The organism is Nocardia sp. NPDC055050, assembly GCF_053608345.1.
Map to the genome: position 1 here is coordinate 39,303 of NZ_JBSGVG010000041.1, position 24,513 is coordinate 63,815.

Here is a 24,513-nt window from a genome sequence, read left to right on the forward strand (position 1 = left end):
TGCCCGAATGAACTACTTGCCGCCGTTGTCGCTGCCGCCGCCGCGGTAGTCGCCCGCCGCGGAGCCGCTGGTCCAGCCGTAACCGCTGGTGTGGGCGTGATGGCGGCGCGTGCCGTTGGCGTAGCTGTCGACGAGGATCAGGGAGCCACCGGCATGCGGTGACACCGCGAGGAGGTCGTGGTCAAAGCGTAGGTAGTGGTTGTCGCCGGTATTGCGCCGGCCGCGCGGGTCGGTGGCTTTCGCGATCGTGGCGGCCACCACGGCCGGTGCGGCGGTGGCGAGGAACGCGAGGCCGTTGTTCGCCTGATCGAGTTGCTGCGCTCGCCGGTACTTCTCCGCGACGAATTCACGCGGATCCTCGTCGCGGGTGACCACCACGACGACGACCACCGCCACGACGACCGCGACCACCGCCACCAGGCTCGCGATGATCCACCTGGTGCGATTCATCGAGCCGACCCCCCCGAACCCGGTGCGCCACCCAACTGTCCGTGCTGCGTTGATGACTGACCCTCCCCATCGAAAAATCCTGCCGGACTGTATCACCGGGTGAGCGGACCTCCCGCATCGATTCGGACAATACGGACCGACAGTGTGGCTGTGCCCGTGATCAGGCGAGGGTGGGTTCCTGCGTCGGTAACCAGTCGCGGGCCGGGTCGTACTCCAGCCACCGATTCTCGCCTGCCGTCCGGACCAGGGCGGTCACCAGCGCTTCGAGCAGTGGCGGTTCGGCGCCGGTACGCCAGATCAACGACCAGGCGTAGAGGGGAGTCGGGTCCACCAGCGGTATCGCGGTGACCCCTGGCGCCTCGGGGAACTCGACGTCGGCGGGCAGGAGGGCGAAGCCACGCGGATCGGCGGCCAGCGTCGAAAGCATCGGTGCGAGACCGAGATTCGGGGTGGTCAGGTGCTCGCTGATACCGAAACGTTCGGCGAACCGGGCAAGAAAGTCCAGGCGGCCGAGATCGGCCGGTGCGTGCAGGACGCTGTCGCGCAGTTGGTCGGGGCGCAGCGAGGTGGCCCCGGCGAGCCGATGATCGGTGCTCACGACCACATCGACCGGCTCGAGGCGGACGAGACGATGGGTCAACCCGTCCGGTAAGGGCGGGTGGACCCGGCCGAATCCGGCGTCGATCTCACCGTGGACGACGGCCGCGGCGACGGTGGGCAGGTCGCGTCCGTGGCCCGGTCGTAGAGGCGGTGCTCCCGGTGCGGTCGCGACCTGGGCGACCGTGCGCAGCGGAGCGAACAGGTGTCCCCACACGTCGATGTGCAGGGGACCGTGCTCGCCGACGAGGGCGGCCACCGCCCGATCACCCGCGCGCAGGGTCTCCTCGGCGCCCGGCAGAAACCGCGCGCCGGCCTCGGTGAGTCGTACCCCGTGCTGGTCGCGGTCGAGTAGGCGGACACCGAGGCTGGATTCCAGTCGGGCCACTCGCTTGGACAGCGCCTGCTGAGTGATCCCGAGGTTCGCGGCGGCACGGCCGAAATGCCGTTCGTGCGCCGTGCGCACGAACGCGCGCACGGTTGCCAGGTCCAGGTCCACGTTCGCACCATAGCGCTCCTCTCGGCCGCCCTGACACGGAGTTCCACCGACTGCGGCGAAACCGTCGGCGGTCGGCGTCCAGGTATGACACGCAGCGGCGACAACCGTGCGTTGTCACCATCGCGGCCCAGTTGTTGGCCCGGGCCGACGGTACGGCGGTTACATCACGGCATGCGACGTTTGATTCCGACCGGCGACCCGAAGCAGCCGGTCACCATGACCGAAGCGGCCGAACCCGTGCCCCGCGCCGACGAGGCACTCGTCCGCGTCGAGGCTTTCGCGCCCAACCGTGGCGAGACCTTCCTGTTGGCGGATCCGCGCCCGGATCTGTTGCCGGGCAAAGACATCGCCGGACTGGTCGTGCAGGCCGCGGCCGACGGATCCGGCCCATCGGTCGGAACCCGGGTCGTCGGTCATCCGCCGCTGGGTGGCTGGGCGGAATACGCGGCGGTGCCGACAAACGCACTGGTTCCCCTGCCCGACGGGGTGGACGCGGTCCGTGCGGCCGCCCTTCCGCTGGCCGGCATCACCGCCCTGCGATTGATGCGTGTGGCGGGGCCGGTAGCGGGGACTCGGATCCTGCTCACCGGGGCATCGGGCGGCGTCGGGCACTACGTGACCGAACTCGCGGCGGCAGCCGGCGCCTCGGTCACCGCCGTCACGGCGTCGCCCGAACGCGGACAGCGGCTCTCGGCCCTGGGCGCCACCCAGGTGGTGCACGACCTCGACGCGGCCTCCGGGCCCTTCGACCTCGTCCTCGAGTCGACCGGCGGCCCCGCACTGGCACTGTGCCTGGCAAAGCTCGTTCCCGGTGGCACGGCGGTCTGGTTCGGGCAGGCGAGCCGAACACCGGCGACGCTCGATTTCTTCGACTTCTTCACCGGCCCGGAGAACGCGACGCTCCGGCACTTCCACTACGCGGGCGCGCCCTACGATCGCGACCTCGCCACGCTCGTGCGGCTCGTCGCCGAGAACAGGCTGCATCCGGAGATCGGCCGGGTCGCCGACTGGTCCGAGACCGCTGAAGTGCTGGTAGATCTGCGGGATCGGCGCATTCGAGGCAAGGCCGTCCTGACCACGGGTGCGGCGCGATGAACGCCGAACTGGTCGAGTCGATGTTCAGTCGCGCCACGGGCGCGGGAATCGACCCACACGCCTATCGCCGGGCCTGTGCCGCTGTCGCGACACCCGCCGACTGGGCGCCCGCGTGCGCGGCCGCGGCCCTGCGGTTCCGGGTCGCGGCCGAGCAGCACCGGGGGGTTACGCAACCGCACCCCGGGCCTGACCGGGCGGACCGTGGGTCGGCGGCCGCGCGATATCCAACAGCGCCGCCGTCGACGGTCACCCGAGGCGAGAATCTCCTGATGGCGGCGCGATGGGCGCACTTGGCCACGCTCATCCCCGACAGCGATCACCACGTGCACGCGGCGGCGGCCGACTCCGCCGCCGAAGCGGGCTTCTCGCTCCTGGAACCGGATTCGCGGCGGATCACCGGTCGCGATTTCACCGGCATCCGGCGCGGCCCCGCTGACGCGGCACGCACTGTGATCGTGGTGCCGGGACTGGACTCGAGCAAGGACGAGTTCCATGTGCTCGCCGACGCACTCGTCCGTCGAGGCGCGGCCGTGTTCGCCATGGACGGACCCGGGCAGGGCGCGCTCGCCGCGACCTCGACCGTGACCACCGACTATCCCGTCGTGATCGGCGGGGTGATCGACGCGCTCGGTGTCGCGGAGGTGGGCATCGTCGGGCTCAGCCTCGGCGGGTACTACGCGGCAGCCGCCGCGGCACTCGACCCGCGAATCACCGTGGCCGCCACGGTGAGTGGACCGTTCCGACTCGACTGGCCGGCACTGCCCGACCCCGTCGGTGACCTCATCACCCGCCGAGCAGGGTCCCGCGAAGCCGCCGAAGCCTTCGCCTCCACAGTCGATCTGACACCCCTCGCCCCGGCCCTGCACTGCCCACTGCTGGTGGTCGACGGCGCGGACGACGCCATCCCCGGGGTCACCGACGGTGCACTGCTGGCGCGCACCGCACCCCGTGCCCACTACCTGCGCATCCCCGGCGGCGACCACCTCGTCGGGAACAACCGGCCGGCCTGGCTGCCCACCGTCGCCGACCACCTCACCGAAGGAATCTCATGAACCGTTACACCGACAAGATCGCGCTCGTCACCGGCGGCACCAGCGGAATGGGCCTGGCCACCGCACAGCGGTTGATCGACGAAGGCGCCCACGTCGTCATCACCGGCCGCACCGGCGAACGCGTCCGGGCCGCCGCCGCGCAGCTCGGCCCGCGCGCCACCGGTCTCGCCGCCGACACCGCCGACCTGAACGCCATCGACACGATGGTCGCCGCCGTCACCGCGCGATTCGGCCGCCTCGATCTGGTCTTCGCCAACGCGGGCACCGGCGCCTTCGCCGCGTTCTCCGACATCACCGAGGCCGACTTCGACCACACCGTCGACGTCAACCTCAAGGGCGTGTTCTTCACCGTCCAGAAGACGTTGCCGCTGCTCACCCCCGGCGCGGCCGTGGTCCTCAACGCGTCGTGGACCCTGCACCGCGCCGACAGCGCCCTGACCCTCTACGCCGCCACCAAGGCCGCGGTCCACAATCTCGCCCGCACCCTCGCCACCGAACTCGGCCCCCGCGGCATCCGGGTCAACTCCATCAGCCCCGGCTATATCGATACCCCCATGTCCGCCGGGGCGATGACCGAGGAGTTCGCCACCATGGCCGCGTCCCGCGTCGTGAGCGGACGATTCGGCAACACCGACGAGATCGCCGCCCTCGTCGCCTTTCTCGGCTCCGCCGAGGCGTCCTACATCAACGGTCAGGACATCATCGTGGACGGCGGACTGGTCGCCGCGTACCCGCGGTGACAACTCAGCGTGGGCGCTGCCAGCGCAGCGTGTAGCGCCACATCAGGCGGCGGTGGATCTCGGCACCGGGCAGGTGTTCGGCGGTGGCGGAACGGATTTCGGCGAGGGTTTCGCGTGGGTCGGCCAGCGCGACATCGGGGCCGCCGTGCGACCGGCGCCGCCACCGATCCAGGCCCCAGATCGCGGGGAGGAGGGGGAGGTAGTGGAAGTCGCTGACCGGGTGCATCTTCCAGAGGCCGACCACCGCGAGGGTGCCGCCGGGGGCGACGAGATGGCGCAGGGCGGTGACGCCCTCACGTACCGGGACATGGTGCAAGGTGGCGACGGCGGTGACCACGTCGAAGGTTTGGTCGAGGTCGCGGAAGTCGGCGTGTTCGAGGTGGACGTTGGGGGCGGCGGGCGCGTTGGCGATGACCCGGTCATCGATGTCCACGCCGAGCACCGCGTCACAGCGGGTCGCTAATTTGCGGGCGAGTAACCCGTCACCGCAGCCGATGTCCAATGCCGTGCGGGCAGTGTCGGGCACCTGATCGAGTACCCAGGGGTGGTAGTGCGTGTTGTGGTTCCAGTAGGGGTCGGTCGGCATGACCGGTGAACGCGCCGGGCCGCGGATGGGTTCCGGAACTGGTGTGCGTCACAAGCTGTTTCGAGGACTATCGCCCGGATGCGTGCTCGGACAGCCATTCGCCGAACCGGGTGAGATCGTCCAGGACCACATCGGCGCCCGCGGTCCACAATCCGTCGGCGTCGTAGGGTCCGGTCGTGACGCCGACGGCCACCACGCCCGCCGCCTTGGCGCCACGCATGTCGCCCGCGTGGTCGCCGACGAAGACGTGGGCCGACTCCTCGCGCAACACGTCGGCCTTTCCGGTCGCCCACAGGTCACCGGCGAGGCGATCGACCCGCCAGCCGAGATGGTCGACGTGCAGGCGCGCGTGCGGCTCGAATTTGCCGGTGACGACCAACGTCCGCCCACCGCCGGCCCGCACGGCGGCCAGTGCGTCGCCCGCGCCGGGGAGGGCGCCGATGTGGCCGATGACGTCCGGGTACAGCTCGCGGTACCGGGTGACCAGGTGGGGGATCAGATCGTCGGGCGCGCCCGCGTCGCCGAGCAGCGTGGCCAGTGGCGGGCCGAGGTGTTCGGCGAAGTGTGAACCGTCCATCGGGAGATCGAACTCGCGCGCGAGGGTGTCGATCGCCAGGGCGACGCCCGGACGTGAATCGATGAGCGTCATGTCCAGGTCGAAGCCGACGGTGAGAGTCACGTTGTCGAGCCTATCGCCGAGGGCCACCGGCCCTGTGGATCGCTGCCCGGACCTGTCCCGAACCGCACTGATTCACGTGGAACCCCGGCTGCACTCGATGCCGAAATCGGTTGGGGGAGTGCGGTGCAGCCAAGCACGCTGTGCGTCATGGCATTTGAGTCCTACCGCTGGGTAACCGGATAACCCGCAGGTCACACGCCCATCGAAAGATGTTGGGACAGCGTGCCACCCGGCAAACAGCAGTAAGGGCAATCGTGCAGTGACTGCCGTTCCAGGGTTTCGAACCCCGGGGCGCGACCCTGAACCGGGGGCGCGCCCGGAGTCGTCAGCTACTGGCGGCCGCGGTGAACGGCGCGACGGTGGGCACCGACACCGGCCGTGAGGGATGGGTCCACACGCCCTTGCGCTCCAGGATCGGCAGCACGCCCTCGCCGAACCAGTACGCCTCCTCCAGATGCGGATACCCGGACAGGATGAAGTGGTCGATCCCGATGGCGGCGTACTCGAGCAGTCGATCGGCCACCTCGGCGTGCGACCCGACCAGCGCCGTGCCCGCGCCACCGCGCACCAGGCCGACGCCCGCCCACAGATTCGGGGCGATCTCGAGCCCGTCGGTGCGCCCGTTGTGCAGACGCGCCATCCGGCGCTGCCCCTCGGAGTCGCTCTTGGCCAGGTTCGCCTGCACCCGTTCGATCTCACCGGGTGAGATGCCGTCGAGGAGCCGTTCGGCCTCGGTCCACGCCTCGGCGGCGGTGTCGCGGCTGATCACGTGGATGCGCAGGCCGAAGTCGACGGTGCGGCCCTCGATCGCGGCCAGTCCGCGGATCCAGTCCAGTTTCTTCGCGACCGCGTCCACCGGTTCGCCCCAGGTGAGGTAGGTGTCGGCGTAGCGGGCGGCGATCGGCCCGGCTGGCCCTGACGAACCGCCGAAGAACACCGGCGGAACCGGATCGGGACGGGCGCTGAGGATCGCGTCCTTCACCCGCAGGTGCTCGCCGGTGAAGCTGAACGGCTCGGTCGACGACCACAGCTCGCGCACGATGTGCAAGAACTCGCCGGTGCGCGCGTAGCGCTCGGCCTTGTCCAGGAAGTCGCCGTAGGCCTCCTGCTCGCGCTGCTCGCCACCGGTGACGACATTGAGCAGCAGCCGCCCGGCGGAATGCCGCTGGAACGTCGCCGCCATCTGGGCGGCCAGGGTGGGGCTGGTCAGGCCGGGACGCAGCGCGACCAGGAACTTCAGCGTCTCGCTGGTCTGCACGAGCATGGCGGTGGTCAGCCACGCGTCCTCGCACCAGGCGCCGGTCGGGGTCAGGACACCCTCGAAGCCGTTGTCCTCGGCCGCGGCGGTGAGCTGGTTGAGATAGCGCAGGGTCGCGGGGCGATCACCGGACATGAAGCTCCCGTGTCCGCCCGCCATCAGGCCGCGTGAGTCGCCGTAGGTGGGCAGGAACCAGTGAAACGACAGTCGGTGATCGGTCATCCCTCGATGCTGACCGGTGCGCTCGCCCCCGTCACGGATTCCGATCACCGTGCGCGCAACCCCCGACACGCCGCAGCGCGAGCATGCCGAACTAGACGTAACTAAGCGAAACACGTAACCTCGTGAAAAGCTCGGGCGACGGTGCTCGGGCCGGCGACCCTACGAAACGAGTTTCCTCAATGACGCGGCATGTCGACGTACTGATCATCGGCGCTGGCCTCTCCGGAATCGGTACGGCCTGTCACCTGACTCGCGAGCAGACCGGACGCACCTACGCGATCCTCGAGCGCCGCGAGAACATCGGTGGTACCTGGGACCTGTTCAAGTACCCCGGCATCCGCTCGGACTCGGACATGCTCACCTTCGGTTTCGGCTTCCGTCCCTGGATCGGCACCAAGGTGCTCGCCGACGGCGCCAGCATCCGGCAGTACGTCGAGGACACCGCCAAGGAATACGGCGTCACCGACCACATCACGTTCGGCCGCAAGGTCGTCACCGCCGATTTCGATCGTGGCACCGCGCTGTGGACCGTGCAGGCCGTGATCGAGGCGACCGGCGAGACCGAGACCTGGACCGCGAACTTCGTCGTCGGCGCCAGCGGCTACTACAACTACGACAAGGGCTACCAGCCCGAATTCCCCGGTCAGGACGACTTCAAGGGTCAGATCGTGCACCCGCAGCACTGGCCGGAGGATCTGGATTACGCAGGCAAGAAGGTCGTCGTCATCGGTTCCGGCGCCACCGCGATCACGCTGATCCCGTCGATGGCCGACACCGCCGCGCACGTCACCATGCTGCAGCGCTCGCCCACCTGGATCCAGGCGCTGCCGTCGGACGACCCGGTCGCGATCGGTTTCAAGAAGTCGCGCGTGCCCGACGCCGTCGCCTACAAGATCGGTCGCGCCCGCAACATCGCCCTGCAGCGCGCCAGCTTCCAGCTCTCGCGCACCAACCCCGAGCTGGCCAAGAAGCTCATGCTCGCGCAGGTGCGCCTGCAGCTCGGCAAGAAGGTCGACCTGCGCCACTTCACCCCCAGCTACAACCCGTGGGATCAGCGCCTGTGCGTGGTGCCCAACGGTGACCTGTTCAAGGTGCTCAAGAGCGGTAAGGCCGACATCGTCACCGACCGCATCGCGAAGTTCACCGAGAAGGGCATCCTGACCGAGTCGGGCCAGGAGCTCGAGGCCGACATCATCGTCACCGCCACCGGCCTGAACGTGCAGATGCTCGGCGGCATCACGCTCACCATCGACGGCGCTCCGGTGAAGTTCAACGAGACGGTCGCCTACAAGAGCGTCCTGTACTCCGACATCCCGAACTTCCTGATGATCATCGGCTACACCAACGCCTCCTGGACCCTGAAGGCCGACCTCGCCGCCGCGTACCTGTGCCGCGTGCTCAACATCATGCGCGACCGCGGCTACACCACCTTCGAGGTGCACGCCAACCCCGACGACATCGCCGACGAGTCGCTCATGGGTGGCGCCCTCACCTCGGGCTACATCCAGCGGGGCAACGACGCCATGCCCCGCCAGGGCGCGCGCGGTGCCTGGAAACTGGTCAACAACTACTACCGGGACCGCACCCTGATGCACAAGGCGCCGATCGAGGACGGCGTGCTCCAGTTCAGCAAGACCGGCACCAGCGTGGAGCCGGGCGCGGAGAGCATCGGCGCCTAGGCGCGCTACTGACGATCGCCGGTGGCAGCGCTAGCTCTCCTCGGAGCTAGCGCCCGTCCTTCGCGGCTTGGCGCCGTGCCCCCGCGGCGATGCTGGAGGCCTCGAACTTCTTTCGACCGGAGGACTCGCGGGTGGCGTCGGTGCGCGCTTTCCCCGCGGAGCGCACCTTCCCGTCACTGTCGCCGATATCGCTGAACGACGGCGCGTCCTTGCGGGCGCGGGCGAGCCTCTCGGCCTTCAACTTGCGGGCATTGCGTTTCGAGGCCGTGGCCAGCTGGCGGCTCACCCTGCTGAGCGCGCTTTCGAAGACTTCCGCTTTGCCGGCGTTGTGGGTATTCGCCGATTTTCCGGCGCCGCGCGCTCCCTTGGCTTCTACCTTGGCCGCGCCGGATCGGCGGTACACCTTGACGAATTTGTTGCGCGCCCGCCGCACGCGGGTATGCAGCCGGATCAGCGCCTCTTCGTCGAGGTCGGCCATCTGCGCTTTCTTTGTGCCGCGGATCAGGACGTACTCGTCTTCGGACAAGGAGTTCATCAACTTCGACATGTCGACTCCGATCTACCCGAGGGTCACCGTAGGAAAAGAGTGTAGTCCTACCCGTTAGGGGTCACTGTCGACGAACTTGTGCCACGAATTCGGGGGCTGTCGCGGTCAGGAATCGGCCGCAGTGGATTCTTGCGTGTCCGCACCGGGTCGCTGGGCCGCGTGGCGGGCCTGCTCGCTGTCGCGTTTCGGCCGATTTCCTTCACCCGGGCGAACTTTCAGCGGCTCCCGTACTATCGCGATCGAAGACACCGCCCGGGGAGATGAAGGAGGACGGTGTGGGATCTCGCCTACCGGCGACCATCCGTGACGCGGGGACGTGGCTGCGGCGATTCGCCGCGACGACACCAGGTGCGATCGGGGTGGTCCTCGTCGTGACCACGGTGGCCTGCCTGGTTGCCGGATCGACGGCGGGACGACAGCTCGACGCCAAGATCGTGCGCACCGAACAGGTGCTGGATCGGACCGAGCCGCTGGCCTTCGCCGCGCAGAGTCTGTATGTATCGCTCTCGGCCGCCGACGCGGGCGCCGCGACGGCCTTCCTGTCCGGTGGCATCGAATCGCCACAGGTGCGAGACACCCACGAGCAGGCGCTCGCCGAGGCCGCCGCCGCCCTGGCGGAGGCGACCGCCGGTGCCACCGACGCGCAGACCAGGGCGATCGTCGCCCGCATCGCCGCCGACCTGCCGACCTACACGGGCTTGGTGGAGACCGCGCGCGCCAACAATCGTCAGGGCTTCCCGGTGGGTTCGGCGTATCTGCGCCAGGCCTCGGATCTGATGCAGACATCGCTGCTGCCCAATGCCGAACAACTCAGCGAGGCCCGCTTCGCCGCGGTGCGGGAGGACCAGCAGCGCATCGGCGCGCTGCCGTTGACGAGCATCGTGCTCCTGCTGCTGGTCCTCGCGGTGTGCCTGGTCGGGTCGATCGTGTTGCTGCGCCGGACGAACCGCCTGGTGAACACCGGCCTGGCGATGGCGGCGCTGGCCGCTTTGGTGGCGCTGCTGTGGACCGCGGGCGCCACCTCGACCGCCGCGCAATTGCTCGAGGACGGAAGTTCCGGCGCCGGAGCGCGCGTGGAGAACCTGGCAGGGGCCCGCATCCTGGCCCAGCAGGCCCGCACCGACGAAACCCTGGCCCTGATCACCCGCGGCGACATCACCGCCACGGAGAAGGCCTTCCAAACCCACAGCGGCGACCTGCGCGGGCGCCTCACCGCGGCCGGTGGCGGCGACTCCGATGCCGAACGCGCGCTGACGAATTGGAACGCGGGGCACAATGCCCAGCGCACCGCCTACGAGAAGGCCGACTATCCCGGCGCGGTCACCCAGGCGATCGGCACCGGCCCCGACAGCTCGGCCACCAGCTTCGCCCGCCTCGACCAGGAACTGCGCGACGACCTCGCCCAGGCCCGCGACGACCTGCGCGACGGTGTCGCCGCCGCCGCAACATCGTTGACCCTCAGCCCCTTCGGCACCCTGCTCCTGCTGCTGGCCGCGGCCGGCGCGGTGATCTCCGGACTCTGGCCACGACTCAAGGAGTTCTTGTGAGGCGTCCACTGCTGGTCGCGCTCGCCGCGGCCGTCGCGCTGGTCGCGGGCTGTGCCGACGCCCCCGAACCGTCGACCATCGCCGCCACCGCCGTCGCCCCACCGCTGCCCGGCGCCGAGGCGATCACCTCGGCGCCGACCGCCGAGGGCACCGGAACCTGCGATACCGAAGCGACATTGGCGCCGACGACCCAGCCGCGACCGGGTGCGATGCCCGCGGGGTCGGCGATGGCCGCCATCATCGCCAACGGCAGGCTGCGGGTCGGCGTCGATCAGAACACCTACATGTTCGGCTTCCGCAACCCGTCGACCGGCAAACTCGAGGGTTTCGACATCGACCTGGCCAGGGAGATCGCGCGCGATCTGTTCGGTGACCCGGACAAGATCGAACTGCGTTCCGTCACCGCGGCCGACCGGATCCCGCTGTTGCAGGAGAAGAAGGTCGACATGATCGTGCGCACCTTCTCGGCGACCTGCGAACGCCGCCGTGAGGTCGACTTCTCCAGCGTGTACTACCGTGCGGCGCAGCGCATCGCGGCCCCGCACGGCGCGGGCATCACCAACGGCGCCGGGCTCGCGGGCAAGCGGGTCTGCGTCGCGAAGGGCACCACCGCCGCCGCGCCGCTGTTCACGCTGCCGACCCCACCCACCGTGCTCGGCGTGACCAATTGGACCGACTGCCTGGTGGCGCTGCAGCAGGGCACCGTCGACGCGATCAGCGGGGACGAGCCGATCCTGGCGGGGCTGGTCGCCCAGGACCACAATCTCGAGGTCGTCGGCGACCCGATCGGCGCGGGCGCTTACGCCGTCGGGGTGCCGCGCGGCAGCGACGAGCTGGTGCGTTTCGTCAACGGCGTCCTCGACCGCGCCCGTACCGACGGCACCTGGCAGCGGATCTACGCCCAGCACCTGTCGACTCTGGGCCCCTCGCAGGGGCCGCCGGTACCCCGGTACGTCGGATGAGCTGGCCGATGCTCGGCGTGCTCGAGATCGATCGTGAACTGGCGGGGCGCACAGCGGAATTGGCGACGGTGACCACGACCCTGCTGGAACTGGACCGCCACCCCGGCCTGGCCCTGGTCCGCCGCTATCCGCCGACGGGGGAGACCGCGCGTCGGTGGGCGCCGGTGGAGAAGGCACTGGGCGAACTCTGGGAGGACCTGGGGCGGGTGCGCGCCATCCTCGGCGAGGCGCAGGCGGTGCGGGCCGGTCGCGGCAGGGTCGACGACCGGTCGCGGGGGCGGCTCACCGAGCTGCTGCGCGGTCGCCCGCACGAGGTGGCGCGGATCCCGATCCCCTTGGCGCAGCGCGGCCTGACCGGTCCCAGTGAGACCGTCGTGACAGTCGGCATCGCCGATTGCCTGGACCGGATGCGCGCCGCGTTCGCCTTCGTCGCCCCGTTCGCCGACGAGGTCGCGGCGGTCGATGAACAGGTGCTCGGCGCACTCGCCCCGCTGCAACAGCGCGTCGAGCAAGCGCGTGGCGCGCTGGACGCGGCCACCGAACCACTGTCCACGCTCTTGGGTCGCGCGGGCACCGATCCGCTCGGTTTCGGGCCGGGTGAGATCGCCGGCGCCCTCGCCTCGCTCACGGCGCTGATCGATACCGAATCCGCCCGCCACAGCGACCATCTCGCCGTTGCCGCCGATCTGCCCGGCGCTGTCGCCGCCCTGCGCGCACAGTTGGCCGATCTCGGCGAACGGCAAGATCGCGCCGACGGCACCGTCACCCAGGCTCAGCACAAGGTCGCGACCGGCGAGCTACCCGACGGCGGCGAGCTGGCCACGAGATTGCGCACCGAACTCGACACTCTCGGCGGTACACCCGATCGGCCGACAGTGGAACATCTGCTCGCGCTGCGCGTGCGGGCAGGCGACGCTGCCGAAAAGGCCACACGGCGTGAGGAATTGGCGCGTGGTCTGCTCGATCGGCGCGCCGAACTGCGCGGCAGACTCACCGCCTACCGTGCGAAGGCCTCGCGGCTCGGAGTGAGCGAGGACCGGGATGTGCTCGCCGCCGACCGGATCGCGGCCGGTCTGCTCACCCGCACGCCGTGCGATCTGGCCGCGGTCACCCGGGCCGTCGCGGACTATCGTTCGATCATCGGGGAGAAAGCGGGGCGGACAGCATGAGGTGTAGTGAACCGGGGTGCGGCGGCACGATCGAGGACGGCTACTGCGCACTGTGCGGTACCGCGCCCGTCGCGAGCGCGCCACCGGTACCGCAGGCCGGCCTCGCGGGCAACGGCCGATCGGGGCGCACGACAGCGCAGCCGCGCAGGGCGAACCCGCAGCCGCCACCGATACTCGTGCCGGTTCCCGGCGCCTGTGGCGAACCCGAGTGCGACGGCACGATCGTCGACGGTTACTGCGACACCTGCGGTACCGCACCGGCCACGGTGACGGGTCCGATGCACAGTCCGTCCGCGTCGACGGTCAGCGCGAGCGGGCGCACCTCGAGCCGCTCGGTGCGAACCCGGTCCGGCTCGGCGCGTTCGGCCGCGCGCGGCAGGCTCGGCGCCGGGCTCGTCGAAGTGCCGCCGGTCCCGCGCGTCGACCCGGCCACGGCGGTGCTCACCGACCCCCAGGTGCCCGAATCCGACCGCTTCTGCGGCAAGTGTGACAAGCCTGTCGGGCGCGGCCAGGCCGGTGTTCCCGGCCGCACCGCCGGGTTCTGCCCGCACTGTGGCACCCGCTACTCCTTCGTGCCCCGGCTGCGGGCAGGCGATCTCGTCGGCGGCCAGTACGAAGTGGCGGGGGCGCTGGCCCACGGTGGTCTCGGCTGGATCTATCTGGCCACCGACCGCGCCGTCAACAAACGCTGGGTGGTCCTGAAAGGGCTCATCGACACCGGCGACGCCGACGCCCTGGCCGCGGCCCTGGCCGAACGGCGTTTCCTCGCCGAGGTCGACCACCCCAACATCGTCAAGATCCACAACTTCACCGAACACGCCGACGCCGACGGCGAACCCGTCGGCTACATCGTCATGGCTTATGTCGGCGGCACCTCGCTCAAGCAGATCCTGCGCGCCCACCGCGCCGAAACCCAGCGCTATCTGCCGCCCGCGCAGGCGATCGCCTATGTGCTGGAAATGCTGCCCGCCCTCGGCTATCTGCACGCTCGCGGCTGGGCCTACTGCGATTTCAAGCCCGACAATGTGATGCAGACCGAGGAACGCCTCGAGCTGATCGACCTCGGTGCGGTGATCGCGATGGACGACCGCACCAGCCCCATCTACGGCACCCTCGGCTACCAGGCACCCGAGATCGCCGAAACCGGGCCGACGGTGGCCACCGAGATCTACACCGCGGGCCGCACACTGGCCGTGCTGATGATGCGAGTGCCCTCCGTCGACGGCAAGCTCGGCCCGATCCCCGGTCCCGAGACCGAACCGGTACTGGCCGAACATGATTCGCTGTACCGATTCCTGCAGCGGTCCACCGACCCCGACCCACTGGCGCGTTTCGCCTCGACGAGCGAAATGGCCGACCAGCTCACCGGTGTGCTGCGCGAGGTGCTGGCGACCGGCGACGGCATCCCACGGCCCGGCATGTCGAGCCAGTTCGGTCCCGCCCGTGCCGTCTTCGGCATCGACAGTGTCACACCCGAACCGGGCGCCCTCATCGCCGGCCTGCCCGCCCCGCTGGTCGACCCCGGCGACAGTGGCGCCGCCCTGCTGGCGACCACCGATGCCGCGACCCCGGCCGAACTCGAGCGGGCACTCACCGCCGGACTGCGCGCGGTGGTGACCGGATCGGGCGAGTCGGTCGAGATCCCGCTGCGACTGGTGCGCGCCGAGCTCGAAGCGGGTGACGCGGCAGCGGCGCTGACCCGGCTGGCCGCCTTGGACGCCGAGCTCGAATTCGACTGGCGCCCCGTCTGGTATCGAGCCAAGGCCGCCCTGCTCACCGGCGACTATGCCGATGCGGTCGCCGATTTCGAGTCCGTCTACGCGGCACTGCCCGGTGAATCCGCTCCCAAACTCGCGCTGGCGGCCGCCCTGGAGCTCGGTGCAGGCGCCCGCGGCGAGCAGCCCGACACCGGAGCCTTCGAGCTCGGCCGCGCGCTGGCGCTCTACGAAACGGTCTGGCGCACCGACCACACCTATCTGTCGGCCGCCTTCGGCGCCGCGCGACTGCGCCGCGCCGACGGCGACCGCACGGGCGCGGTGGCGGTCCTCGATCAGGTCGACCGCACCTCCTCGATGTTCACCGAGGCCCGGCTCTCCGCCGTCGAAACGCTACTGACGCACCGGGATCCGGCCGACCTCGACGAGGACCTGCTCCGCCGGACCGGCGAGCGCGTCGACCACTTGCGCCTCGACTCGCGCACACGCACCGCGCAGGTGCGGATGGTCGTCCTCGAGGCGGCCCTGAACTGGATCCGGTCGGGACAGCAACCGAGGACACCAGGCAAGCTGTTGGACGTGGAATTCACCGAGCAGGGCGTGCGGACGGGATTGGAACGATGCTTGCGGACACTGGCGCGCGAGGCCGACGACATGTGGACCCGATTCGTCCTGGTGGACCAGGCGAACTCGGTGCGCCCCAGGACCACCCTGTGACGGCGCCGGGCTGTGCCGACTGCGCGGGCTCGGCGCGGGCGGGACACCGCTTCTGTGAAGGCTGCGGTCGCGAACTCGGCGTGCGCAAAGTCGCACTGCCCGTACATGATCCGGTCGCGGTGCCGCAGTGCTCGACCTGCGGTGAACGCCGCTACGAGGGCGGCTACTGCGTCAAATGCGGCAGCCCCAAGCCTGTCCCTGACCGTTTCGAGGAAGACCTCGGCGCGGTGTATGTCCTCACCGACCGCGGAATCAGCCACTCCCGCAACGAAGACGCGGTCGCGGCCGCGGTGCGCGAGGGCGACGGCATCCGGGTGATCGTGGTCAGCGACGGCGTCTCCACTTCCCAGGATCCGCAGGCGGCCTCCGGCAATGCCGCCCGCACCGGTGTCGACGCCGCGCTGGCCGCCCTGGCCGAGGGCAGGGCCGACTCCGATGCCGCGATGGCGGGCCTGGCGGCGGCGACCGCCGCGGTGCGCGGCATGTCACGCACCCCCGAGTACGCGCCGTCGTGCACCTATGTCTCCGCGATCGTGCGCGAGACGAGCGTGGGTACCGACATCACCGTCGCCAATGTCGGTGACAGCAGGGCATTCTGGCTGGCGGCGGGCGATCCGACCGCGTCACGCCGGCTCAGCGTCGACGATTCCTGGGCCCAGGCTCTCGTCGACGCGGGCGCCCTCGACGAGACCGCGGCGATGAACGACCCGCGCGCCCACACCCTGCTGCGCTGGCTCGGCGCCGACGGTGGCGAAGCACCGTGGTCGGCGAACTGCCTGCAACGCATGCTCGCCACCGAGCCGGGCACGCTGCTGCTGTGCAGCGACGGCCTGTGGAACTACCTGCCCGAGGCGGTCGCGCTCGCCGGCTTCACCGTCGAGACGTCGCCGCAGGCCGCCGCTCGCGCGCTCGCCGACTTCGCCCTCAACAGCGGGGGCAGTGACAACATCACCGTCGCCCTGGCTCCGGTGCCCGTTGCCGTATCGCCCGAACCAGGAGTGTTATGAGTTCCCCTGAGACAGCCGGCATCTCGATCGCCGTCGACCAGAACGAATTCCTCGCCGAAGGCGCGAGCGTGGTGGACGCGGTGCTGACGGTGACCACCGGTCCCGAACTCGCCGCCGTCGCGACACCGCCGCCGCGGCTCGAGATCCTGATCATCGACTGCTCCGGATCGATGGGTAACAAGCGCAAATTCGAGAACGCGCGCAACGCCACCCGCACCGCGCTCGACGAGATCCCCGACGGCACCGCGTTCGCCATCATCGAGGGCACCGAGTCGGCCCGGATGATCTACCCGAGCGACAACACCCTGTCCGCCCCCGCCGACCGCACACATCGCGCCTCGGCCCGGCGAGCCCTGGATCGGTTGCGGCCCGACGGCGGCACCGCGATGGGTTCATGGCTGGCGCTGGCCCGCGAGGTCGCCGCCGCGCACCCCGGCGCGCAGGCGCACGCGATTCTGCTCACCGACGGCAAGAACGAGCACGAGACCCCGCAGGAGCTCGCGACCGAACTCGACCGTGCCGAAGGGCTTTTCGTCTGCGACTGCCGCGGTGTCGGCGACGACTGGGTCGCCGAGGAAGTGCGCAAGATCGCCTCGAAACTGTCCGGGGACGCGAACATCGTCGCCGATCCGAAGGACCTGGCCCGAGATTTCGCCGCGATGATGCGTTCCTCGGCCGCGCGCGTGATCCCGGAACTGACGCTGAAGGTGTGGACTCCGGCCGGTGCGCGGGTGCGGATGGTCAAACAGGTCTCGCCGGTGCTCGAGGATCTGACCGGGCGCCGGATCGACGTGGGTGCGCAGGTGGGGGACTACCCGCTGTCGTCGTGGGCCGCCGAGGAGCGCGAATACCACGTGCAGATCGAACTGGAACCGGCCGCGCCGGGCCGGGAGAAGCTGGCCGCGCGGCTGAGTGTGCTGGCCGGCGACGAGGTACTGGGCCAGGGCCTGGTGCGCGCGGTCTGGACCACCGATTCGACGCTGTCGACCCGCATCAGTACCCGCGTCGCCCACTACACCGGCCAGGTCGAACTGGCCCAGGCCGTGCAGGAAGGTCTGGCGGCGCGCCGCACCGGCGATGTCACCACCGCGACCGCGAAGCTGCGTCGCGCGGTGGAACTCGCCGCCGCCTCCGGCCACGAGTCCACCGCCAAACTGCTGCGCGGTGTGGTCGAGGTCGAGCACGACGGCACCGTGAAGCTGCGCGGCCAGGTCGCCGCGGCCGACGAACTCGCCCTCGACATCCGCTCCACCAAGACCGCCCGGGTGCGGCCGGAGGGCGGCTGACATGCCGATGTGCGCGGACGGACACCAGTCGCGGTCGACGGACTACTGCGATGTGTGCGGATCGGCTCTGGGCACGGCGCCCGCGCCCGACCCGGCGGCTCTGCGCCTGTGCCCGAACTGCCACGCGCCGACCAGCGGACGCTTCTGCGAAGGATGCGGCCACGATTCCGCCCTGCCACCGGCGACAGCGACGTCCTCGCGTCCCGGTGATCGCGCGGAATCGGCCGATCCCGGATTCGACCCCACCATGATCGCTGCCGGCGCGCCCCCCGACAGTGGCCGATCCGGGGAGTGGGTCGCGCGGATCTTCGCCGACCGCGAGTTCTACGCGCGCGTCCAAGCCCGCAAGGGACCCGATGCCGAGCGTGTCGAATTCCCGGACTTCTACCCCGAACGTCGAATCATCTTGCGTGGCAACCAGTTCCTGATCGGAAAACGATCGGCCTCGCAAGGGATCGTGCCCGAGATCGACCTCGGCATCGCCCCGGCGGATATCGGCGTCTCCCGCGCGCATGCGATGATCCAGGTCGATCAGAGGGGCGCGCTCACCATCACCGACCTCGGTTCCACCAACGGAACCAGCCTGGACGGCGCCGAATCATCGATCACACCGCAGCAGGCGGTCGCACTGCGCGAAGGCAGCCGGATCCATGTCGGCGGCTGGACCACCATTGCGATCACCGCGGAACCGTAGACGCATCTGTTCACCAAACGTAGGGTCGGGACCATGACGAAGTTCGACGGGAAGACCTGCCTGATCACCGGTGCCGCCAGCGGCCTCGGCCGCGCCACGGCGTTCGCGGCCGCCGCGAAGGGGGCCTCGCTCGTCCTCACCGACATCACGGCCGACACGCTCGCCACCACCGCCGAGGAACTGCGCGCGGCCGGGGCGACGGTGCATCTCGCGCACGCGGCCGACGTCAGCGACCATTCCGCGGTCGTCGGTCTCGCCGCCCATACTTTCGAGGCCGTGAGCCATGTCGACATCGTCATGAACGTGGCGGGCATCGCCACCTGGGGCACCGTCGACAAGCTCACGCCCCAGCAGTGGCGCCGCACCGTCGACATCAACCTGATGGGCCCCATCCACATCATCGAGGAGTTCGTGCGCCCGATGATCACCGCCGGTCGCGGCGGTCACCTGGTGAACGTGTCCTCGGCGGCGGGCATCTTCGGTCTACCGTGGCACGCGCCCTACAGCGCCACCAAGTTCGGCCTGCGCGGTGTCTCGGAGGTGCTGCGGTTCGACCTGCGCCGCCACAAGATCGGCGTCAGCCTGGTCTGCCCCGGCGCGATGGCCACCCCGATGGTCGACAGCGTCGACATCGCGGGCGTCGACCGCGACAACGCGGCGCTGAACAAGGCGATCAGGCTGTTCATGCGCCACGCCGTCACCCCGGAGCAGGCGGCCACGTCGGTGATCAAGGGTGTCGAGCGCAACCGCTACTGGGTCTACACCTCCCGCGACATCCAGTTGGCCCACTGGGGTCAGCGGTACTTCCCTTACGGCTACACCTTGGCCATGCGCGGTTTGAACTCCGCGATGACCAACTATGTCGACAAGAACGCCCTGGTCCGCTAGACGAGGTCGCTGGGGTCGGTATTGGCCCCACACAGGATCACGCACACCCGTTCGCCGGGCTCGGGCCGATAGGCCGGGCCCGAACCGGTGTCGAGCAGTGCCGCCATCGCGGTGGCCGCGCCGTTCTCCACGGCGATGCGATGGGAGGTCCACAGCTGCTGCCTGGCCGCGCGGATCGCCTCGTCGGGCACCAGCAACGACCGCACACTCGGATGCTGGGCGGCGGCCAAGGCCATCGCCGACACATTCGGGGCGCCGAGGGAATCCGCGGCGATCGAGTCGACGGTGACATCCACCGGGTGACCGGCTTCGAGCGCGGCGTTCAGCGATCGACAGCCCACGGGTTCGACGGCCACCGTGCGAATCCCGAAATGCTGTGCGGCGACCGCCGTTCCGGTGAACAACCCACCGCCGCCGACGGCGACGAGCACCGTGTCCAGGTCGGGGATGCGCGCCTGGATCTCGCGCATCAGCGTGCCGGCGCCCGCGGCCACGAGCGTATCGTCATAGGCATGGGCGGCCAGCGCACCACTGGTCTCGGCGAATTCCCGGCAAGCGGCCAACGCCTGCTTGTATTCCGGACCGATCAGTCGCACCCGCGCGCCGTAGTCACGAAGTCGACCGATTTTGACCGCAGGCGCGGTCTCGGGCAGAAACACCGTCGCGGGCACCCCCGCCTCCCGTGCCGCCCATGCGCACGCCAACCCGGCATTGCCGCCCGAGGCGATCGTCACACCCGCGTCCGGCAACGTTTCCGCTGCCGCGTGCGCGCGCACGAAATTCTGCGCACCACGCGCCTTGAACGTGCCGGTGAACTGCAAGAACTCCAGTGCGAACCAGAGCGGGTCCGGCCCTGGTCCGGCCGGTGCGACAGTGATCGGGCGAACCAGTCCGTCGATGCGCGCTGCGGCGGCTTCGATATCAGCGAAAGTCGGGGTCACCCCTCCGACTATGCCACCGGCCACGTCCCCTCGAACCGCCCGTTGAGCGGGCGAATTGTTACGACGGGTTTACGTCCGCACCAGTCTGGGTACATAACAGATCGGTAACAAGCTCGAAGGCGGGTAGTCGTGTCGGTCTGGGGACGCGAAACCCCCCAGTGCACCGGCGCACGCCCGGCGTGTCAGCAAAGGATGTGCACACACATGAGCGCGAACCTGATGATCGTGGACGACGATGTCCAGATGCGCGGCGACCTGCGTCGCGCGATGGAAGACGAAGGCTATGCCGTAGCCGAGGCAGGCGTGCCTTCCGACGCCCTCGATCGGCTGCGCAGCGACGGGCCACCCGATCTGATGATCGTCGACCTGATGCGCGGCGAAGCCGACGGCTTCGACTGCATCCGGGAGATCCGTCGTGACCACGATGTGCCGATCATCGTGATCAGCACCCGTTACGACACCCACGACGTGGTCGCGGCCCTGGAGGCGGGGGCCGACGACTTCGTGAGCAAGCCGTTCGAAATCAAGGAGATCACCGCCAGGATGCGCGCGCTCCGCCGTCGCGCCCGCATCACCGCCGATCGCGACACGACCCCCGAGGCCGTGCTCGACGCCGATCCGCACGCGCCACTGGTGCTGGCGGCCGACGCGGGCGCGGTGCGTCGCGGCGCCGAGGAGATCCACCTCACGGTCACCGAATTCCGGTTGCTGTGTGAACTGGCGGAGACCCCCGGCCGCGTGCTGAGTCGATCCGTGCTGCTCGAAAGAGTGTGGGATCAGGGCTTTTTCGGTGACGAACGCATCGTCGACGTCCACGTGCGACGCCTGCGTACCAAGATCGAACGCGACCCGTCCGACCCGCGCATCGTGGTTACCGTGCGCGGTCTCGGGTATCGCCTCGATGTGCAGTCGTAGTAAACGATTCGTCATACAACCGCAAAGAGCTCGACACAAAGACCGCAAAGTCGGCTGGGCACGTTAGATATATGACAACGTCCACCATGTCCATCGAGCCGGCCGCCAGCGCGGCGGCCCCTGGTTCGGAACCGAGATTGCGTCATCCGCGGCTGGGCGACGGTGCCCAGCTGTGGCGGATCGCCCGCGATTCGCAGGTACTCGACGTCAATTCCAGCTACGCGTACCTGCTGTGGTGTCGCGATTTCGCCGCAACCTCGTTGGTTGCCGAAAGTGACGGTCAGCCCGTCGGATTCGTCATCGGATATGTGCGCCCGGAAGCTCCGGACACGCTGTTCGTCTGGCAGATCGCCGTCGACGCGCAAGCTCGCGGCCGCGGCCTGGCCGCCGCCATCCTGCACGCGCTGCTCGATTCGGTAGCCGGCGCGGGCATCACCACCTTGGAAACCACGATCTCACCCGGAAACACCGCCTCGCATGCGCTGTTCTCCGCGGTGGCCCGGGAACGCGGTGCCGATTTGCGCACCGAGGACCTGTTCGAAGAAAACGATTTCCCCGATTCACACGAGGCAGAGCTGCTGTATGTGATTTCACCGGCTCAGCGCCAGGAGGAACGACGATGATCACGACCACCGACACCAGCATTTTCGAGGCCATGGAATCGAATGTGCGCGGATACTGCCGTGACTGGCCGGCCATCTTCAGCACCGCCGAAGGCGCCTGGTTGCGCGACGAGCAGGGCCGCGAATACCTCGACTTCTTCGCAGGCGCCGGCGCGTTGAACTACGGACACAACAACCCGATTCTGAAAAAGGCGCTGCTGGAATATATCGGCAGCAACGGCATCACCCACGGTCTGGACATGTCGACCGTGGCCAAGCGTGAACTGCTCGAGACCATCCGCGACAATCTGCTCTCGCCGCGTGGCCTCGACTACAAGGTCCAGTTCCCCGGCCCGACCGGCGCGAACGCCGTCGAAGCCGCGCTCAAGCTGGCCCGCAAGGTCACCGGCCGCAAGACCATCCTGAGCTTCACCAACGCCTTCCACGGCATGACCCTCGGTGCGCTGTCGGTGACAGGCAACGCCGCCAAGCGAGCCGGTGCCGGGGTGCCGCTCGAGCACTCCACCCCGATGCCCTACGACGGCTACTTCGACAACACCATCGAGGACTTCGGCTGGATGCAGCGCGTCCTCGACGACAGCTCCTCGGGCTTCGATCGCCCCGCCGCGGTGATCGTGGAGACCGTGCAGGGTGAGGGCGGCGTCAACCTGGCCCGCGCCGAATGGCTGCGTCACCTGGCCGGACTGTGCGCCGCGCGCGATATCCTGCTCATCGTCGACGACGTGCAGATGGGCTGCGGGCGCACCGGCCCGTTCTTCTCCTTCGAGATCGCCGGCATCACCCCCGACATCGTGACGCTGTCCAAGTCGATCGGTGGCTACGGGCTGCCGATGGCGCTGGTGCTGCTCAAGCCCGAGCACGACCAGTGGGCGCCCGGTGAGCACAACGGCACCTTCCGTGGCAACAACCCCGCCTTCGTCACCGCGACCGCCGCCCTGCGCGAGTACTGGTCCGATGACAAACTCGCCCAGCGCACCGCCGAGAACGGCGCCTACGTGGGTCGCACGCTCGACGCGGTCGCGCAGCGGCATGCCGGAGTGTCCACTCGTGGACGCGGCATGGTGCACGGCATCGTCTTCGACGACCCGTCGCAGGCGGGCAAGGTGTGCCGCACCGCGTTCGAACAGGGTCTGCTGGTGGAGACCTCGGGGTCGATGGACGAGGTCGTGAAACTGCTGCCGCCGTTGACGCTGGGCAGCGATGAACTCGATCAGGGCCTGTCGGTGCTGGTCTCCTCGATCGACACCGTCTGTGGTGGTGCCGCATGATCGTGCGCACCACCGAAGAGATCACCGGCACCGAACGCGATGTGGCAGGGCCGGGTTGGCGCAGCAAGCGCATCGTGCTCGGCGGCGACAAGGTCGGTTTCTCCTTCCACGAGACCACGATCGAGGCGGGCACCGTCCACCGGTTCCACTACCAGAATCACGTCGAGGCGGTGTGGCTGGTCGAGGGTGAGGGCAGCCTGCTCGATCTCGACAACCAGACAACGTACGAGCTGGGCCCGGGCTCGATGTACCTGCTCGACGGACACGAACGTCACCAGGTCACCGCCCGCACCCAGCTGCGGATGTTGTGCGTCTTCAATCCGCCGGTCACCGGTCGCGAGGTACACGATGAGAACGGGGTGTATCCGCTGATTATCGAGGAGGATGGCGCCAGTGTCTGATCAGCTCGACCGCTACCCGACCCGGTTGTCGGAGCCTGCCCCGCATATCGAACGCACCGATGCCACGGTGTGGGGCCAGGTCACCTCGCCGGAGCTGATCGGATTCGACGCGAACGGTTTCGCGACGATCCCCGACCTGCTCACCCCCGACGAGGTGGCCGCCTTCGGCGCCGAGGTCGGCCATCTCGCGGCCGACCCCGTGCTCTACGGCGATGAACGGGTGATCGTGGAACCCGTCGCGGGGCAGGTCCGTTCGGTGTTCCAGGTGCATCAGCTCAGCAAACCGATCGCGGAGCTGGTCGCCGAATCGCGGATCGCGGGCCTAGCCGAGCAGATCCTCGGTTCGCCGGTGTACCTGCATCAGACCCGGGTGAACTACATGCCCGGTTTCGGTGGTAGTGGTTTCGGCTGGCATTCCGATTTCGAGACCTGGCACGCCGAGGACGGCATGCCGGCCCCGCGGGCGGTGAGTCTGTCGATCGCGTTGACCGACAACTATCCGTTCAACGGCAGCTTGATGCTGATGCCCGGTTCGCACCGCACCTTCGTGCCGTGCCTGGGCGAAACGCCGAGCGGTCACTATCGGGAGTCGTTGCGCGAGCAGCGAATCGGGGTTCCGACGACGGACGATGTCACGTTCCTGGCCGCCCGTTACGGGATCACCCAGTTCACCGGGCGGGCCGGTTCGGCGCTGTTGTTCGACTCCAACATGATGCACGGTTCGTCGAACAACATCACCCCGTTCCCGCGCTCGAACATCTTCCTGGTGTTCAACAGCGTGGAAAACGCCCTGGCGGAGCCTTTCGCGGCCCCCCAGCGCCGCCCGCAACACATCGCCGCCCGCGATTTCACGCCCTTGCGTGAGAATTCGGCCGAAGCCGGTGCGGTGCTGGCGGACCAGGCGCCCTAGACAGGTCGGCCACGAAGCCGCCGACGGTTTCTCGCTCGGCCCGCTGGCCGCCGATCTGATGGCCGC

24 protein-coding genes are annotated in these 24,513 nt (G+C 69.2%); 17 read left to right on the forward strand and 7 right to left on the reverse strand.

From position 1 onward, the window contains the following. Positions 1-12: 12 nt before the first annotated feature. Both ACWGCN_RS29965 and ACWGCN_RS29970 read right to left on the reverse strand, forming a co-directional pair. The gene (locus ACWGCN_RS29965; RefSeq protein ID WP_378987811.1) at positions 13-450 is read right to left on the reverse strand and encodes a DUF4247 domain-containing protein; all 438 of its coding nucleotides are present in this window, start codon (positions 448-450) and stop codon (positions 13-15) included. A gap of 160 nt (positions 451-610) precedes the next feature. Next, the gene (locus ACWGCN_RS29970) at positions 611-1,546 is read right to left on the reverse strand and encodes a LysR family transcriptional regulator (RefSeq protein WP_449965292.1); all 936 of its coding nucleotides are present in this window, start codon (positions 1,544-1,546) and stop codon (positions 611-613) included. Positions 1,547-1,717: 171 nt separating this feature from the next. Here ACWGCN_RS29970 and ACWGCN_RS29975 point away from each other — a divergent pair, with 171 nt between their 5' ends. From ACWGCN_RS29975 to ACWGCN_RS29985, 3 genes are read left to right on the forward strand one after another with little or no spacing between them, the layout of a single operon-like run. Further along, a complete protein-coding gene (locus ACWGCN_RS29975) occupies positions 1,718-2,641 on the forward strand; it encodes a zinc-binding dehydrogenase (protein ID WP_452459311.1) in 924 nt (307 codons plus the stop codon). After that, complete coding sequence (locus ACWGCN_RS29980; protein WP_452459310.1) at positions 2,638-3,693, forward strand: alpha/beta hydrolase family protein; 1,056 nt, start codon at positions 2,638-2,640, stop codon at positions 3,691-3,693. The genes ACWGCN_RS29975 and ACWGCN_RS29980 overlap by 4 nt, the downstream gene beginning before the upstream one ends. Continuing rightward, on the forward strand, positions 3,690-4,433 hold the full coding sequence (locus ACWGCN_RS29985) for an SDR family NAD(P)-dependent oxidoreductase (protein ID WP_378987800.1): 744 nt from the start codon (positions 3,690-3,692) through the stop codon (positions 4,431-4,433). Before ACWGCN_RS29980 ends, ACWGCN_RS29985 begins: the two co-directional genes overlap by 4 nt. A 4-nt stretch (positions 4,434-4,437) precedes the next feature. Here ACWGCN_RS29985 and ACWGCN_RS29990 read toward each other — a convergent pair whose 3' ends face one another. The 3 genes from ACWGCN_RS29990 to ACWGCN_RS30000 form a co-directional block, all read right to left on the reverse strand. Beyond that, positions 4,438-5,019: a class I SAM-dependent methyltransferase gene (locus tag ACWGCN_RS29990; RefSeq protein ID WP_452459309.1), complete on the reverse strand. Its 582-nt coding sequence runs from the start codon at positions 5,017-5,019 to the stop codon at positions 4,438-4,440. A 67-nt stretch (positions 5,020-5,086) separates the two neighbouring features. Beyond that, complete coding sequence (locus ACWGCN_RS29995) at positions 5,087-5,698, reverse strand: HAD family hydrolase (protein WP_452459308.1); 612 nt, start codon at positions 5,696-5,698, stop codon at positions 5,087-5,089. A gap of 325 nt (positions 5,699-6,023) precedes the next feature. After that, a complete protein-coding gene (locus tag ACWGCN_RS30000; RefSeq protein WP_378987791.1) occupies positions 6,024-7,178 on the reverse strand; it encodes an LLM class flavin-dependent oxidoreductase in 1,155 nt (384 codons plus the stop codon). A gap of 179 nt (positions 7,179-7,357) precedes the next feature. On the opposite strand from ACWGCN_RS30000, the gene ACWGCN_RS30005 reads away from it, so the two are divergent. Beyond that, positions 7,358-8,857 carry a flavin-containing monooxygenase gene (locus ACWGCN_RS30005; RefSeq protein ID WP_378987788.1) on the forward strand — a complete coding sequence of 500 codons (1,500 nt, stop codon included), beginning with the start codon at positions 7,358-7,360 and terminating at the stop codon, positions 8,855-8,857. A 46-nt stretch (positions 8,858-8,903) separates the two neighbouring features. Here the strand turns inward: ACWGCN_RS30005 and ACWGCN_RS30010 are convergent, their stop codons facing one another. Then, on the reverse strand, positions 8,904-9,404 hold the full coding sequence (locus ACWGCN_RS30010; RefSeq protein WP_379314038.1) for a hypothetical protein: 501 nt from the start codon (positions 9,402-9,404) through the stop codon (positions 8,904-8,906). 275 nt (positions 9,405-9,679) lie between these two features. Between ACWGCN_RS30010 and ACWGCN_RS30015 the strand changes: the two genes are divergently transcribed. Genes ACWGCN_RS30015 through ACWGCN_RS30050 form a run of 8 tightly spaced genes read left to right on the forward strand, consistent with a single transcriptional unit; the run spans position 9,680 to position 19,389 of the window. Then, positions 9,680-10,951, forward strand: a complete 1,272-nt coding sequence (locus tag ACWGCN_RS30015) for a hypothetical protein (protein WP_452459307.1) — start codon at positions 9,680-9,682, stop codon at positions 10,949-10,951. Then, positions 10,948-11,913 (forward strand): glutamate ABC transporter substrate-binding protein, encoded by a 966-nt coding sequence (locus ACWGCN_RS30020; RefSeq protein ID WP_378987779.1) that lies wholly within the window; start codon positions 10,948-10,950, stop codon positions 11,911-11,913. Before ACWGCN_RS30015 ends, ACWGCN_RS30020 begins: the two co-directional genes overlap by 4 nt. Next, a complete protein-coding gene (locus ACWGCN_RS30025; protein WP_452459306.1) occupies positions 11,910-13,082 on the forward strand; it encodes a hypothetical protein in 1,173 nt (390 codons plus the stop codon). The genes ACWGCN_RS30020 and ACWGCN_RS30025 overlap by 4 nt, the downstream gene beginning before the upstream one ends. Further along, positions 13,079-15,514 (forward strand): tetratricopeptide repeat protein, encoded by a 2,436-nt coding sequence (locus tag ACWGCN_RS30030; RefSeq protein WP_452459305.1) that lies wholly within the window; start codon positions 13,079-13,081, stop codon positions 15,512-15,514. The genes ACWGCN_RS30025 and ACWGCN_RS30030 overlap by 4 nt, the downstream gene beginning before the upstream one ends. Further along, positions 15,511-16,521 carry a PP2C family protein-serine/threonine phosphatase gene (locus ACWGCN_RS30035; RefSeq protein WP_379314033.1) on the forward strand — a complete coding sequence of 337 codons (1,011 nt, stop codon included), beginning with the start codon at positions 15,511-15,513 and terminating at the stop codon, positions 16,519-16,521. Before ACWGCN_RS30030 ends, ACWGCN_RS30035 begins: the two co-directional genes overlap by 4 nt. Continuing rightward, entirely contained in the window at positions 16,518-17,807 is a 1,290-nt protein-coding gene (locus tag ACWGCN_RS30040) for a VWA domain-containing protein (RefSeq protein ID WP_378987764.1), read from the forward strand. The genes ACWGCN_RS30035 and ACWGCN_RS30040 overlap by 4 nt, the downstream gene beginning before the upstream one ends. Before the next feature lies 1 nt (position 17,808). After that, on the forward strand, positions 17,809-18,501 hold the full coding sequence (locus tag ACWGCN_RS30045) for an FHA domain-containing protein (protein WP_452459304.1): 693 nt from the start codon (positions 17,809-17,811) through the stop codon (positions 18,499-18,501). 33 nt (positions 18,502-18,534) lie between these two features. After that, a complete protein-coding gene (locus ACWGCN_RS30050; protein WP_378987759.1) occupies positions 18,535-19,389 on the forward strand; it encodes an SDR family oxidoreductase in 855 nt (284 codons plus the stop codon). Here ACWGCN_RS30050 and ACWGCN_RS30055 read toward each other — a convergent pair. Beyond that, a complete protein-coding gene (locus ACWGCN_RS30055) occupies positions 19,386-20,330 on the reverse strand; it encodes a threonine/serine dehydratase (RefSeq protein ID WP_452459303.1) in 945 nt (314 codons plus the stop codon). The genes ACWGCN_RS30050 and ACWGCN_RS30055 overlap by 4 nt on opposite strands. Positions 20,331-20,534: 204 nt before the next feature. On the opposite strand from ACWGCN_RS30055, the gene ACWGCN_RS30060 reads away from it, so the two are divergent. The 5 genes from ACWGCN_RS30060 to thpD all read left to right on the forward strand — a co-directional run bounded on the left by ACWGCN_RS30060 (position 20,535) and on the right by thpD (position 24,447). Further along, positions 20,535-21,245, forward strand: a complete 711-nt coding sequence (locus ACWGCN_RS30060) for a response regulator transcription factor (RefSeq protein WP_378987756.1) — start codon at positions 20,535-20,537, stop codon at positions 21,243-21,245. A gap of 71 nt (positions 21,246-21,316) precedes the next feature. Further along, positions 21,317-21,868: a diaminobutyrate acetyltransferase gene (ectA, locus tag ACWGCN_RS30065; RefSeq protein ID WP_378987753.1), complete on the forward strand. Its 552-nt coding sequence runs from the start codon at positions 21,317-21,319 to the stop codon at positions 21,866-21,868. Next, complete coding sequence (gene ectB / locus ACWGCN_RS30070) at positions 21,868-23,136, forward strand: diaminobutyrate--2-oxoglutarate transaminase (RefSeq protein ID WP_449966211.1); 1,269 nt, start codon at positions 21,868-21,870, stop codon at positions 23,134-23,136. Before ectA ends, ectB begins: the two co-directional genes overlap by 1 nt. Further along, positions 23,133-23,537, forward strand: coding sequence for an ectoine synthase (locus ACWGCN_RS30075; protein ID WP_378627675.1), 405 nt, complete (start codon positions 23,133-23,135; stop codon positions 23,535-23,537). The genes ectB and ACWGCN_RS30075 overlap by 4 nt, the downstream gene beginning before the upstream one ends. Then, positions 23,521-24,447: an ectoine hydroxylase gene (gene thpD / locus ACWGCN_RS30080; RefSeq protein ID WP_452459302.1), complete on the forward strand. Its 927-nt coding sequence runs from the start codon at positions 23,521-23,523 to the stop codon at positions 24,445-24,447. Before ACWGCN_RS30075 ends, thpD begins: the two co-directional genes overlap by 17 nt. Positions 24,448-24,513 lie beyond the last annotated feature (66 nt).